At 41.5% G+C, this 14,173-nt stretch carries 10 protein-coding genes and 5 tRNA genes; all 15 read left to right on the top strand.

Going from position 1 to position 14,173, the window contains the following annotated elements:
• Positions 1–121 precede the first annotated feature (121 nt).
• The 15 genes from QE417_RS08465 to QE417_RS08395 all read left to right on the top strand — a co-directional run bounded on the left by QE417_RS08465 (position 122) and on the right by QE417_RS08395 (position 14,060).
• Positions 122–194 (top strand) — tRNA-Thr (locus tag QE417_RS08465).
• A gap of 93 nt (positions 195–287) precedes the next feature.
• Positions 288–368: transfer RNA gene (locus tag QE417_RS08460), tRNA-Tyr, on the top strand.
• Between the two features lie 107 nt (positions 369–475).
• Positions 476–548, top strand: a tRNA-Gly gene (locus QE417_RS08455).
• 116 nt (positions 549–664) lie between these two features.
• Positions 665–736: transfer RNA gene (locus QE417_RS08450), tRNA-Thr, on the top strand.
• Positions 737–792: 56 nt separating this feature from the next.
• Positions 793–1,980: an elongation factor Tu gene (gene tuf / locus QE417_RS08445; protein ID WP_311949271.1), complete on the top strand. Its 1,188-nt coding sequence runs from the start codon at positions 793–795 to the stop codon at positions 1,978–1,980.
• Positions 1,981–2,087: 107 nt separating this feature from the next.
• Positions 2,088–2,158, top strand: a tRNA-Trp gene (locus tag QE417_RS08440).
• A gap of 20 nt (positions 2,159–2,178) precedes the next feature.
• On the top strand, positions 2,179–2,373 hold the full coding sequence (gene secE, locus QE417_RS08435; RefSeq protein ID WP_311949269.1) for a preprotein translocase subunit SecE: 195 nt from the start codon (positions 2,179–2,181) through the stop codon (positions 2,371–2,373).
• 14 nt (positions 2,374–2,387) lie between these two features.
• Positions 2,388–2,930, top strand: coding sequence for a transcription termination/antitermination protein NusG (gene nusG / locus QE417_RS08430; RefSeq protein ID WP_311949267.1), 543 nt, complete (start codon positions 2,388–2,390; stop codon positions 2,928–2,930).
• A 126-nt stretch (positions 2,931–3,056) separates the two neighbouring features.
• The gene (gene rplK, locus QE417_RS08425) at positions 3,057–3,497 is read left to right on the top strand and encodes a 50S ribosomal protein L11 (RefSeq protein ID WP_311949265.1); all 441 of its coding nucleotides are present in this window, start codon (positions 3,057–3,059) and stop codon (positions 3,495–3,497) included.
• Positions 3,498–3,605: 108 nt separating this feature from the next.
• Positions 3,606–4,304: a 50S ribosomal protein L1 gene (gene rplA / locus QE417_RS08420; RefSeq protein ID WP_311949263.1), complete on the top strand. Its 699-nt coding sequence runs from the start codon at positions 3,606–3,608 to the stop codon at positions 4,302–4,304.
• Positions 4,305–4,306: 2 nt separating this feature from the next.
• The gene (gene rplJ / locus QE417_RS08415; RefSeq protein WP_311949261.1) at positions 4,307–4,828 is read left to right on the top strand and encodes a 50S ribosomal protein L10; all 522 of its coding nucleotides are present in this window, start codon (positions 4,307–4,309) and stop codon (positions 4,826–4,828) included.
• A 58-nt stretch (positions 4,829–4,886) separates the two neighbouring features.
• Positions 4,887–5,267 carry a 50S ribosomal protein L7/L12 gene (rplL, locus tag QE417_RS08410; protein ID WP_311949259.1) on the top strand — a complete coding sequence of 127 codons (381 nt, stop codon included), beginning with the start codon at positions 4,887–4,889 and terminating at the stop codon, positions 5,265–5,267.
• Positions 5,268–5,421: 154 nt separating this feature from the next.
• Entirely contained in the window at positions 5,422–9,225 is a 3,804-nt protein-coding gene (gene rpoB, locus QE417_RS08405) for a DNA-directed RNA polymerase subunit beta (RefSeq protein ID WP_311949257.1), read from the top strand.
• Between the two features lie 102 nt (positions 9,226–9,327).
• A complete protein-coding gene (rpoC, locus tag QE417_RS08400; protein ID WP_311949255.1) occupies positions 9,328–13,617 on the top strand; it encodes a DNA-directed RNA polymerase subunit beta' in 4,290 nt (1,429 codons plus the stop codon).
• A 131-nt stretch (positions 13,618–13,748) separates the two neighbouring features.
• Positions 13,749–14,060: a DUF3467 domain-containing protein gene (locus QE417_RS08395; protein WP_311949253.1), complete on the top strand. Its 312-nt coding sequence runs from the start codon at positions 13,749–13,751 to the stop codon at positions 14,058–14,060.
• The last annotated feature ends 113 nt before the right edge of the window (positions 14,061–14,173 follow it).

Below are 14,173 nucleotides of genomic sequence, written 5' to 3'. Positions count from 1 at the left end.
CAGCCTGCTCATTTTTTTTGAAAAAATATTTTGCACGGGAGTAAATTTGTGTAGATTTGCATTCCCTTTTGGAGAGGTAGTCAACACAAGGGAAACGGTTCTTTAACACATAAAAAAATAAGCCTCCTTAGCTCAGCTGGTAGAGCAACTGACTTGTAATCAGTAGGTCATTGGTTCGATTCCGATAGGGGGCTCAAAGTTTTAAAATAAAACTTTGTAAAGTTAAAATAGGATGTATATTTGCACCCCGTTTAAGCGATAAGCAAAGCTTGAATTTTAAAAGTTTTGGAGAGGTACCAGAGCGGTCAAATGGGGCGGACTGTAAATCCGCTGCTTCGGCTACGAAGGTTCGAATCCTTCCCTCTCCACAAATTAAGTTAGTCAATGAGTGAATTGTTGATTGAGTGAATGAGTGATTAAGATTTATCTTGTTCGCAAAGTTCACCCCTTCATTAATTCACTCTTTGTGCAAACTGCGGAAGTAGCTCAGTTGGTAGAGCGATAGCCTTCCAAGCTATAGGTCGCGAGTTCGAACCTCGTCTTCCGCTCATTAAATGTCGGATTTCAGAATTTCGATTTCGGACGTTTGAGCAAGGGTAGCGGCAATAGATTTTGAACTAAATTCGAAATTGAAAATCCCCAATCCGAAATTAAAGAATAACAAGCCGACGTAGCTCAGGGGTAGAGCACTTCCTTGGTAAGGAAGAGGCCAAGGGTTCAAATCCCTTCGTTGGCTCAACGTTTTTAACGTTATTTTAAAAAGTAAATTAACCTACAAACATTTTATAAATCATGGCAAAAGAAAAGTTTGACCGCAGTAAGCCGCACTTAAACATCGGTACTATCGGTCACGTTGACCACGGTAAAACAACCCTTACCGCAGCTATTACGAAAGTATTATCTGATAAAGGTTTCTCAGAAGCTCGTTCATTTGATTCAATTGACTCTGCTCCTGAAGAAAAAGAACGCGGTATTACCATCAATACAGCTCACGTTGAGTACTCAACTGCTAACCGTCACTACGCTCACGTTGACTGTCCAGGTCACGCGGATTACGTGAAAAACATGGTTACTGGTGCTGCTCAAATGGACGGTGCTATCATCGTTGTTGCTGCAACTGACGGTCCAATGCCTCAAACTCGCGAACACATCCTTCTTGCCCGCCAGGTAGGTGTACCTTCATTGGTTGTGTTCATGAACAAAGTTGACATGGTTGACGATCCAGAATTATTGGAATTAGTTGAAATGGAAGTACGTGAATTACTTTCTTTCTATGATTTCCCTGGTGATGATATTCCTGTAATCCAAGGTTCAGCTTTAGGTGGCTTAAACGCAGAGCCTAAATGGGTTGAAAAAATTATGGAATTAATGGAAGCTGTTGATAGCTACATTCCAATTCCTCCACGTTTAACTGATTTACCTTTCTTGATGCCTGTTGAGGACGTATTCTCGATCACTGGTCGTGGTACTGTAGCAACTGGTCGTATCGAGCGTGGTGTAATCAACTCTGGTGATCAAGTAGACATCTTAGGTATGGGTGCTGAAAACTTAAAATCAGTTGTTACTGGTGTTGAGATGTTCCGCAAGATCCTTGACCGTGGTGAAGCTGGTGATAACGTAGGTTTATTGTTACGTGGTATTGAGAAAGAAGCCATCCGTCGTGGTATGGTTATTTGTAAACCAGGTTCAGTAACTCCACACACTGATTTCAAAGCAGAAGTTTACGTATTATCAAAAGCTGAAGGTGGCCGTCACACTCCATTCTTCAACAAATACCGTCCACAATTTTACTTCCGTACCACTGACGTTACCGGTGAAATTTCATTAGCAGAAGGCGTAGAAATGGTTATGCCAGGTGATAACGTTACTATCCAAGTAGCATTAATCAACGCTATCGCAATGGAAAAAGGTTTACGTTTCGCTATCCGCGAGGGTGGTCGTACAGTAGGTGCTGGTCAGGTAACTGAAATCTTAAAATAAGACCTACCCCACATTTCTGTAAAAAGAAACACAAAGGTTAGGTTAATTTATAAACAAAGTACTTGGCGTAAAAGCCGGGTACTTTGTTTTAAAAATTAAATTCATACACGGGAATAGTTCAACGGTAGAATAGAGGTCTCCAAAACCTTTGATCAGGGTTCGAATCCTTGTTCCCGTGCACTTAAGTAATTCATACAAATGTCTGCAGTAGCTGAATATATTAAAGAATCATACATCGAGTTAACCGAAAAGGTAACCTGGCCAACCTGGCGCGAACTGCAAAGCAGCGCTGTACTGGTATTGGTAGCTGCCTTAATTATCGCGTTTCTTGTATTTGGTATGGATCAGATCATCGGTTACGTATTGAGACTGTTTTATAGTTCACTTGCTTAATTTAACGATAAGAGATGAGTGATCAATTAAAATGGTATGTTGTTAGGGCCGTAAGCGGTAAAGAAAAAAAGGTTAAGCAATACATTGATGCTGAGGTTAACCGTTTAGGTATATCTCATTTAATGCCTCAGGTGTTAATTCCAACCGAAAAATATTATCAAATGCGCGATGGTAAGAAAATTGCCAAAGAGCGTAACTACTTTCCCGGATATGTAATGGTTGAAGCCGCCCTTGATGGCGAGCTTGAACATATTATCAAAAACATCAACAGCGTAATTGGTTTTCTGGGCGATAAAGCTGGTAATGCAATTCCTTTACGCCAGGCCGAAGTTAACCGTATATTAGGTAAGGTTGATGAAATGGCTGCACAGGCAGATACCGCAAGCGTACCATATTACGTAGGTGAAAACGTTAAAGTAATGGACGGACCATTCAACGGCTTTAGCGGCGTGATAGAAGAGGTTAACGAAGAGAAGAAGAAGTTGAAGGTAATGGTTAAAATATTTGGCCGCCGCACTCCGCTCGAGTTAAACTACATGCAGGTAGAAAAAGAATAATACAAATAATATTTGCATTCAGCCCGTAAAGTTCATATCTTTGGCGGGCTGAATTTTTTATATTCAGTTCTAAATGTTACATAGCTTCCAACTTACTAACATTAAGTACATTAAATTTTATTAAAGATGGCAAAAGAAGTCGGTGCGTTAGTAAAACTACAAGTTAAGGGTGGCGCTGCAAATCCATCACCTCCAATTGGCCCTGCATTGGGTGCAAAAGGTGTGAACATCATGGAGTTTTGCAAGCAATTCAATGCACGTACTCAGGATAAGCCTGGTAAAGTGTTGCCGGTAGTTATTACTGTTTATGTCGACAAGTCATTTGATTTTATCATCAAAACCCCTCCTGTTGCTATTCAATTATTGGAAGCTGCCGGTTTAAAAGGTGGTTCGGCTGAGCCAAACCGTAAAAAAGTTGCCAATGTAAATTGGGAACAGGTTGAAACTATTGCCAAAGATAAAATGCCTGACTTAAATGCATTCACAGTAGAGTCGGCCATGAAAATGGTTGCTGGTACTGCTCGCAGCATGGGTATCACCGTATCTGGTACAGCACCCTGGAATTAACAAACATTTCGGATAGCGAAGTTGAGATCAAGTATTTACTAAGGTAAATACGAAATTGAAAATTTGATGTTCGAGATAAAAAATTAACACACAAATCAGTTTAAGACAGTGGCTAGATTAACAAAAAATCAAAAAGCAGTACTATCCAAAATTGAGGCTAACAAAGCGTACTCTTTACAAGAGGCAACTAACCTGGTAAAAGAAATTACTACTACCAAGTTTGATGCATCTGTTGATATTGACGTGCGTTTAGGTGTTGACCCGCGTAAAGCCAATCAAATGGTACGTGGTATTGCCACCTTACCTCATGGAACCGGTAAAACTGTACGTGTTTTGGTGCTTTGTACTCCTGATAAGGAACAAGAAGCAAAAGACGCAGGTGCAGATTACGTAGGTTTGGATGACTACATAGCTAAAATCGAAGGCGGATGGACTGATGTTGACATTATTATCACCATGCCAAGTGTTATGGCTAAAGTGGGACGTTTGGGCCGTATTTTAGGTCCGCGTAACCTTATGCCTAACCCTAAATCAGGTACAGTAACTCCGGAAGTGGGTAAAGCTGTAACTGACGTAAAAGGTGGCAAGATCGATTTTAAAGTTGACAAAACAGGTATCATTCACGCCTCAATAGGAAAAGTATCTTTCCCTGCTGACAAAATTTACGAGAACGCTTTAGAAGTATTGCAAACTATCTCTAAATTAAAACCATCAGCAGCAAAGGGCACATATTTTAAGAGCATTCATGTTTCTTCAACTATGTCTCGCGGAATTGAAGTTGAAACCAAAACAGTAGCGGGGATCTAATCATGAATAAAGAAGAAAAATACGAACTGGTTGAAGCTCTAACCGAGCAGATCAAAGAGTATGGTAATTTCTATATTACTGATACTGCAGATTTATCCGTTGCTAAAATTAACGACATCCGTCGTAAATGTTTTGACAACGAAATTACCATGCAGGTAGCTAAAAATAGCTTAATTAAAAAAGCTTTATTAGCAGCCGAAGGCGATTACGAACCAATATTTGATACACTTAAAGGTGCATCAACTATATTATTCTCTAAATCAGCAAAAGCTCCGGCTAAACTGATTAAAGATTTAAGAAGACAAGGTGATAAGCCTGTTTTAAAAGCAGCTTACGTATACTCTGCAGCCTTTGTTGGCGATAACCAGTTAGATGCGTTACTGACCCTTAAATCGAAAGAAGAATTGGTTGGCGAGATCATTGGCTTACTGCAATCTCCTGCTAAAAACGTACTTTCTGCTCTTCAATCGGGCGGAACTACAATTGCAGGTTTGGTAAAAACATTACAAGAAAGAGAAGGTTAAGCGAACACCTTAAGGTCGCAATTAAACAAAAAGCATTAAAAGTAAAATTTAAATAATCATGGCAGATTTAAAAGCGTTTGCTGAACAGTTGGTAAACTTAACAGTAAAAGAAGTTAACGAATTAGCTCAGATCCTGAAAGACGAGTATGGTATTGAGCCTGCTGCTGCAGCTGTTGCTGTTGCTGCTCCTGCTGCTGGTGGTGATGCACCTGCTGCTGCTGCTGAGCAAACTGCGTTTGACGTTATCCTGAAAGAAGCAGGTGGTCAGAAATTAGCAGTTGTTAAATTAGTTAAAGACTTAACAGGTCTTGGTTTGAAAGAAGCTAAAGATTTAGTTGACGGCGCACCAAAAGAATTAAAAACTGGTGTTGATAAAGCAGAAGCTGAATCATTGAAAAAATCTTTAGAAGAAGCCGGAGCTGTTGTTGAGATCAAGTAATTGTTTCTCCATACAAGCTAAAAAGCATCAAGACCCCGACCATCTTTTGGTCGGGGTCTATTGCCGTTTATAATGTTTTCATTTTTGTTTGAAGTTCAGGAACAACTTTAAATAAACCAATAAGAGTTTAATACATATTAAAATTATAAATCCCTTGGCAAACAAAAATAACCAAAGAGTGAACTTTGCAACCAGCAGGCACGTCCTTGACTATCCTGACTTTCTGGATGTTCAGTTGAAATCTTTTCAGGAATTTTTCCAGCTCGAAACCACTTCAGACAACCGTCACAAGGAAGGCTTGTTTAAAGTGTTTGCCGAAAACTTTCCAATCTCAGACTCTCGTAACATTTTCGTTCTGGAGTTTTTGGATTACTTTATTGACCCGCCCCGCTACGATATACAAGAGTGTATCGACCGTGGCTTAACTTACAGTGTGCCTTTAAAAGCAAAGCTTCGCCTTTCATGTAATGATGAAGAGCACGAAGACTTTGAAACCATTGTTCAGGATGTGTATTTAGGTACTATCCCTTACATGACGCCAAAAGGTACATTCGTAATCAATGGCGCCGAGCGTGTAATTGTATCGCAGTTACACCGTTCGCCAGGTGTGTTCTTTGGCCAAAGCCGCCACACCAACGGTACTAAATTGTACTCAGCCCGTGTAATTCCTTTCAAAGGTTCATGGATTGAGTTTGCTACCGACGTTAATAACGTTATGTATGCTTACATTGACCGTAAAAAGAAATTCCCGGTTACAACCTTGTTACGTGCCATCGGCTACGATTCGGATAAGGACATCTTAGAATTGTTCGAACTTGCCGACGAGGTAAAAGTAAGCAAATCGGGCCTTAAGAAATTTGTTGGCCGCAAACTTGCTGCAAGGGTGCTCAAAAAATGGGTAGAAGACTTTGTGGACGAAGATACAGGTGAAGTGGTATCAATCGACCGTAATGAGATTATCCTTGAGCGCGAAACTGTACTGGATGATAACAATATTGAGCAAATCATTGATGCAGGTGTAAAAAGCATTATCCTGAACAAGGAAGATGCTTCTACCAGCGGTGATTATACCATTATATACAATACTTTACAGAAAGATACTTCGAACTCCGAGAAAGAAGCGGTAGAGCACATCTATCGTCAGTTACGTAACGCCGAACCACCAGATGAGGAAACTGCTCGTGGTATTATCGACCGTTTGTTCTTCTCAGATAAAAGATATGACCTGGGCGATGTGGGCCGTTACCGCATCAACCGTAAACTGAAGCTTGATACCTCTGACGAGATCAAAGTATTAACCAAGGCTGATATTATTGCCATTGTTAAATACTTAATTAAACTGATCAACTCTAAAGCTGAGGTGGATGATATTGACCACTTATCAAACCGTCGTGTACGTACGGTAGGTGAGCAATTGTATGCACAATTTGGTGTTGGTTTAGCACGTATGGCCCGTACCATCCGTGAGCGTATGAACATTCGTGATAACGAGGTGTTTACACCAACCGACCTGATCAACGCGCGTACATTATCATCAGTAATTAATTCGTTCTTCGGTACCAACCAGTTATCTCAGTTCATGGATCAAACCAATCCATTGGCCGAGATCACTCACAAACGCCGTTTATCGGCGCTTGGTCCTGGTGGTTTATCACGTGAGCGTGCCGGTTTTGAGGTACGTGACGTGCATTACACCCACTATGGTCGTTTGTGTACCATTGAAACTCCTGAAGGTCCGAACATCGGTTTGATCTCTTCTCTTTGCGTTCACGCTAAGATCAATAGCTTAGGCTTCATCGAAACTCCGTACAAACGTGTGGATAACGGTGTGGTAGCAGTTGACGAGCCGGTAATTTATTTATCGGCAGAGGACGAAGATGGTAAAACTATTGGCCAGGCCAACGCAGTTTATGATGATAGCGGTGTGTTTGCTACTCCACGTGTAAAAGCACGTTTCGAGGGTGACTTCCCGATCATCGAACCTGAGCGTTTGGATTATATGGACATTGCGCCGAACCAGATCACCTCGATTGCAGCTTCGTTGATTCCGTTTTTGGAGCATGATGATGCTAACCGTGCGTTGATGGGTTCGAACATGCAACGCCAGGCCGTGCCGCTTTTACGCCCTGAAGCGCCAATTGTAGGTACCGGTTTGGAAGGGCGTGTAGCTAAAGACAGCCGTACCCTGGTTAACGCCGAGGGTGATGGTGTAGTTGAATATGTTGACGCCAACGAGATTCGTATCCGTTATGATCGTAATGATGATGACCGTTTGGTTTCATTTGACGACGATACCAAAGGTTACCGCCTGATCAAGTTCCAGAAAACTAACCAGAGCACTACCATGAACCTTAAGCCTATTGTTAAAAAAGGTCAAAGGGTTACTAAAGGTGAAGTACTTTGCGAGGGTTATGCAACTCAAAACGGTGAACTGGCCTTAGGCCGTAACATGAAGGTGGCATTCATGCCTTGGCAAGGATACAACTTTGAGGATGCGATCGTAATTTCTGAGCGTGTGGTATCACAGGATATTTTCACTTCAATTCACGTTGAGGAGTTCGAGCTTGAAGTTCGTGATACTAAACGTGGTGAAGAGGAATTGACACCTGATATTCCTAACGTATCTGAAGAAGCCACTAAAGACCTTGACGAAGACGGCATTATCCGTGTTGGTGCTGAGGTTAAAGAAGGCGATATCTTGATCGGTAAGATCACCCCTAAAGGCGAGTCAGATCCTTCACCGGAAGAGAAACTGTTACGTGCCATCTTTGGTGACAAAGCCGGCGACGTAAAAGATGCTTCGTTGAAAACTCCGCCATCAATTGCTGGTGTGGTTATCGATACTAAATTATTTTCTCGTGCTAAAAAGACTTCGAAAGCTGAAGAAAAAGCACAGTTAGAAAAATTAGATGCTAAACATGATAAGGCTATCAAGGATCTTAAAAACCGTTTGGTTGATAAGTTATTTGAGATAGTGAATGGCAAAACATCACAAGGTGTATTTAACGTTTACAAAGAGCTGCTGGTACCAAAAGGTGTTAAATTCACCCAAAAAACACTGGTAGAACTTCCATACGAAAATATTAACCCAACCAAGTGGACAACTGATGAGGATAAAAACGATCAGATCAAGTTGTTACTACATAACTACGGTATTAAGGTTAACGAAGAGCTTGGTGCTTATCGTCGCGATAAATTTGCGATCAGTGTAGGTGATGAGCTGCCATCAGGCATCGTACAAATGGCTAAAGTATACATCGCTAAAAAGCGTAAGCTTAAAGTGGGTGATAAAATGGCCGGCCGCCACGGTAACAAAGGTATCGTAGCGCGCATTGTACGTGACGAGGATATGCCATTCCTTGCTGACGGAACACCGGTTGACATTGTATTGAACCCACTGGGTGTACCTTCGCGTATGAACTTGGGCCAGATCTACGAAACCGTGTTAGGTTGGGCAGGTAAAGAGCTTGGTGTTAAATTCGCTACTCCTATTTTCGACGGTGCAACATACGCTGAAGTAGAAGGATGGATTGAAAAAGCAGGTTTGCCACCAACCGGCCGTACATACCTGTACAACGGTTTAACCGGCGACCGCTTTGACCAGCCAACCACAGTAGGTATTATTTACATGCTTAAACTGGGTCACATGGTTGATGATAAGATGCACGCACGTTCAATCGGTCCATACTCATTAATTACACAACAACCATTGGGTGGTAAAGCCCAGTTTGGTGGTCAGCGTTTTGGTGAGATGGAGGTTTGGGCACTGGAAGCATTTGGTGCTGCCAACATTCTGCAAGAGATCCTTACTGTGAAATCGGATGATGTTATTGGCCGTGCTAAAACTTACGAAGCCATTGTTAAAGGCGAAAACTTACCAACGCCATCTGTTCCTGAATCATTCAACGTATTGGTTCACGAGTTAAGAGGTTTAGGTTTGGATATCACCTTAGAATAATAGAATTGATTAGTGAGGGGTTGAATGGTAACATTCAACCCTTTGTTAACTTTTATGTGCAAAATGAGCCTGTGCTCATCACTAAATCATTAAAAGAAGAATATGTCTTACAAAAAGGATAGTAAAATAAAAAGCAACTTTACCACCATTACCATCAGTTTAGCCTCTCCCGAGTCTATCCTGGAGCGTTCAAGTGGCGAAGTTTTAAAACCAGAAACCATCAACTACCGGACCTACAAACCCGAGCGTGATGGTTTATTTTGTGAACGGATTTTTGGTCCGGTAAAAGATTACGAGTGCCATTGCGGTAAATACAAACGTATCCGTTATAAAGGCATCGTGTGTGACCGTTGTGGTGTTGAGGTTACCGAAAAGAAAGTTCGTCGTGAGCGTATGGGCCACATCAACTTGGTGGTTCCTGTTGCACACATCTGGTACTTCCGTTCGTTACCAAACAAAATTGGTTACTTACTGGGCTTACCAACCAAAAAACTCGATTTAATTATTTACTACGAGCGTTACGTAGTTATACAAGCAGGTATTAAAGAAGCTGACGGAATTTCTAAAATGGATTTCCTGACTGAAGAAGAATACCTGGACGTATTAGATACTCTCCCTAAAGAGAACCAATACCTTGACGACAAAGATCCTCAGAAATTTGTTGCCAAAATGGGTGCCGAAGCTTTGGAAGAGTTATTGAAACGCATCGACTTAGATCAGTTATCATACGATTTACGTCACCAGGCAGCAAACGAAACTTCACAACAACGTAAAAACGAAGCTTTAAAACGCTTACAAGTTGTTGAGGCTTTCCGTGATGCTAAGAGCCGTATCGATAACAACCCTGAGTGGATGATCGTGAAGATCGTTCCGGTTATTCCGCCAGAGTTGCGTCCGTTAGTACCACTGGAAGGTGGTCGTTTCGCAACTTCCGATTTGAATGACCTTTACCGTCGTGTTATTATCCGTAACAACCGTTTAAAGCGTTTGATCGAGATTAAAGCGCCAGAGGTAATTTTACGTAACGAAAAACGTATGCTTCAGGAAGCTGTGGATTCGTTATTTGACAACTCACGTAAAGTTAACGCGGTAAAAACTGAAGGTAACCGTGCCCTTAAATCACTTTCTGATATTCTGAAAGGTAAACAAGGCCGTTTCCGTCAAAACTTATTAGGTAAACGTGTGGATTACTCTGCCCGTTCGGTAATTGTTGTAGGTCCTAACCTTAAACTACACGAGTGTGGTTTACCTAAAGATATGGCTGCCGAGCTGTTTAAACCATTTATCATTCGCAAGATGATTGAGCGTGGTGTGGTTAAAACAGTAAAATCTGCCAAAAAGATCGTTGATCGCAAAGACCCATTAGTTTGGGATATTTTAGAGAACGTATTGAAAGGTCACCCTGTTTTACTTAACCGTGCGCCTACGCTGCACCGTTTGGGTATACAGGCATTCCAGCCTAAACTGGTTGAAGGTAAAGCAATTCAATTGCACCCACTAACCTGTACGGCATTCAACGCGGATTTTGACGGTGACCAGATGGCCGTTCACGTACCTCTTGGTAACGCGGCAATTTTGGAAGCCCAAATTTTGATGCTTGCTTCGCACAACATCCTTAACCCTGCAAACGGTACACCTATTACAGTACCATCTCAGGATATGGTTTTGGGTCTTTACTATATTACTAAAGGCCGCAAAACTGATGAAACTCGTGTGGTAAAAGGACAAGGTTTAACATTCTACTCGGCCGAGGAGGTAATTATTGCCTACAACGAGAAAAAAGTTGACCTACACGCCTTCATCAAAGTAAAAGGAAAAGTTAAAGAGCGTAACGGCGAAATTGTAACTAAAATAATTGATACTACCGTAGGCCGCGTACTGTTTAACCAGCACGTACCTGAAGAGGTTGGTTACATTAACGAACTGTTGACCAAAAAATCACTTCGTGATATTATTGGTGAGGTTGTTAAAAATACTGGTATGGCTCGTGCAGCCCAGTTCCTTGATGATATTAAGGAATTAGGTTTCAAAATGGCATTCCAGGGTGGTCTGTCGTTCAACTTGCAGGATGTTAACATTCCGGCACAAAAAGTTGATCTGATTGCACAAGCATCACGCGAGGTTGAAGAAGTAATGAACAACTATAACATGGGTTTCATTACCAACAACGAGCGTTATAACCAAATTATCGATATCTGGACCCGTATCAATAACCGCTTAACCGCGAATGTAATGGAGATCCTTTCGACCGACAACCAGGGCTTCAACTCAGTTTACATGATGTTGGATTCGGGTGCTCGTGGTTCTAAGGAGCAAATTCGTCAGCTTGCAGGTATGCGTGGTTTGATGGCCAAACCTCAAAAATCAGGTTCGGGTGGTGAGATCATCGAAAACCCGATCTTGTCGAACTTTAAAGAAGGTCTGTCGGTATTAGAGTACTTTATCTCTACCCACGGTGCCCGTAAAGGTTTGGCTGATACGGCTTTGAAAACTGCGGATGCTGGTTACTTAACCCGTCGTTTACATGACGTTGCCCAGGATATGATTGTGGGTGAAACTGATTGTGGAACTTTACGCGGTATATATACAACTGCACTAAAAGACAACGAGGATATTGTAGAGCCATTATATGACCGTATCTTAGGTCGTACTACCTTACATGATGTGTTTGACCCGTTAACCAACGAACTGTTGATTTCGGCCGGACATGACATTGATGAGGAAATTGCCAAACGTATTGAGAACTCTCCTTTGGAAGGTATCGAAATTCGTTCGGTATTAACCTGCGAAAGTAAGCGCGGCGTGTGTGGTCTTTGTTACGGACGTAACCTGGCAACAGGTAAACGTGTACAGGCCGGTGAAGCTGTAGGTGTAATTGCAGCTCAATCAATTGGTGAGCCAGGTACACAGTTAACACTTCGTACCTTCCACGTGGGTGGTACCGCATCTAACATTGCGGCTGAATCACAAATCAACGCACGTTACGATGGTATCATTGAGTTTGAAAACGTACGTACAGTATCTTTTGAAACTGCCGAAGATGGCGCTGTTGATGTGGTATTAGGCCGTTCGGGCGAGTTCCGCATCATTGAGCCGGGTAGCAACAAGGTTATCATGACCAATAATATTCCTTACGGTTCGTACCTGTACATTAAAGATGGCAGTACCATTACCAAAGGGGAGCGTATTTGTTCATGGGATCCGTATAACGCGGTTATTATCTCTGAGTTTGCAGGTGTTGCCAAGTTTGATGCCGTATTAGAAGGTATTACCTTCCGTGAGGAATCTGACGAGCAAACCGGTCACCGTGAGAAAGTAATTATCGATACACGCGATAAAACCAAAAACCCTGTTATTCAAATAGCAGAACGTGGTGGCGACGTTATTAAAGGATACAACATCCCGGTAGGCGCTCACATTGCTATTGAAGAAGGTGAGAAAATACAAACCGGACAAGTAATTGCTAAAATTCCTCGTTCAACCGGTAAAACCCGAGATATTACTGGTGGTTTACCACGTGTAACCGAGTTATTCGAGGCACGTAACCCATCAAACCCTGCGGTAGTAACCGAAATTGATGGTGTGGTAACCTTAGGTGGTGTTAAACGCGGTAACCGCGAGATCACTATTGAATCGCGTGACGGTCAGGTTAAAAAATACCTGGTGCCATTATCTAAACACATCCTGGTACAGGATAACGACTTTGTTAAAGCCGGTATGCCTTTGTCAGATGGTTCGATATCACCAGCCGATATTTTAGCTATTAAAGGCCCTGCAGCTGTACAAGAGTACTTAGTAAATGGTATACAAGAGGTTTACCGTTTGCAAGGTGTGAAAATTAACGATAAGCACTTTGAGGTTATCGTTCACCAGATGATGCAAAAAGTATCTATCGAAGATCCGGGAGATACCCGTTTCTTAGAGAGAGAATCTGTTGATAGCTGGGATTTCATGTTAGAGAACGACGATATATTCGACAAAAAAGTTGTTGTTGAACCGGGTGATTCTACTACCTTGAAAGCTGGACAGATCGTATCTTTACGTCGTTTACGTGATGAAAACTCTGTGCTGAAACGTAAAGACCAGCAACTGGTTGAAGTACGTGACGCTATTGCTGCAACATCAAGCCCAATACTTCAGGGTATTACCCGTGCATCATTAGGCACCAAGTCGTTCATCTCGGCTGCATCGTTCCAGGAAACTACCAAAGTACTTAACGAAGCTGCAATTGCAGGTAAACGCGATAAGATGTTAGGTTTGAAAGAGAACGTTATTGTAGGTCACTTAATACCTTCAGGAACTGGTTTACGCGCATATGATAATATACGTGTAGGTTCTCAAGAGGAGTTTGATCGCTTAATGGCTTCAAAAACTGAAGATACTGAAGCATAATAATTATTAGTCAAATTAATAAAAGGCCATCCTGTTAACAGGATGGCCTTTTTGCTTTGCAGTATTATTAAATTTTAAAAAGAGATTAATTTTTAATAACAATTTTACAATAGCTTTACTATTTTAGTAGCATGGAAGAGACAAATGAAAATCAGTTGAATATTGAGTTAACTGAAGAGATAGCAGAAGGCATATATTCAAATCTGGCTGTCATAACTCATTCAAACGCTGAATTTGTGTTAGATTTCATTAGGGTTATGCCGGGTGTACCAAAAGCCAAAGTTAAATCGCGAATAATCTTAACACCGGAGCATGCCAAACGCCTGCTTTCGGCCTTAGAGGACAATATAGAGAAGTTTGAAGCGGTAAATGGTCGTATTAAAATTCAACCTGAAAATCCTGGGTTTCCGATGAATTTTGGTGGAACCATGGGGCAAGCTTAGATATGTTACTTACCATACTGCCTTATATTACATCATTAATTGATTGAAAATATGATATGGATTTTCCATATAGATTATATTGTTTGCAAATAGATTATTGTTTTTTTATATTT

The organism is Mucilaginibacter terrae (assembly GCF_031951985.1).
Lineage (GTDB): Bacteria > Bacteroidota > Bacteroidia > Sphingobacteriales > Sphingobacteriaceae > Mucilaginibacter > Mucilaginibacter terrae_A.
Note: the sequence above shows the minus strand (reverse complement) of the source record. Positions and strands in the feature narration are given on the sequence as shown.

What these genes read in the sequence shown, in the direction of transcription:
- tuf (WP_311949271.1), top strand. Translation starts at nt 793, where the DNA reads ATGGCAAAAGAAAAGTTTGACCGCAGTAAGCCGCACTTAAACATCGGT.
- secE (WP_311949269.1), top strand. Translation starts at nt 2,179, where the DNA reads ATGTCTGCAGTAGCTGAATATATTAAAGAATCATACATCGAGTTAACC.
- nusG (WP_311949267.1), top strand. Translation starts at nt 2,388, where the DNA reads ATGAGTGATCAATTAAAATGGTATGTTGTTAGGGCCGTAAGCGGTAAA.
- rplK (WP_311949265.1), top strand. Translation starts at nt 3,057, where the DNA reads ATGGCAAAAGAAGTCGGTGCGTTAGTAAAACTACAAGTTAAGGGTGGC.
- rplJ (WP_311949261.1), top strand. Translation starts at nt 4,307, where the DNA reads ATGAATAAAGAAGAAAAATACGAACTGGTTGAAGCTCTAACCGAGCAG.
- rplL (WP_311949259.1), top strand. Translation starts at nt 4,887, where the DNA reads ATGGCAGATTTAAAAGCGTTTGCTGAACAGTTGGTAAACTTAACAGTA.
- rpoC (WP_311949255.1), top strand. Translation starts at nt 9,328, where the DNA reads ATGTCTTACAAAAAGGATAGTAAAATAAAAAGCAACTTTACCACCATT.
- QE417_RS08395 (WP_311949253.1), top strand. Translation starts at nt 13,749, where the DNA reads ATGGAAGAGACAAATGAAAATCAGTTGAATATTGAGTTAACTGAAGAG.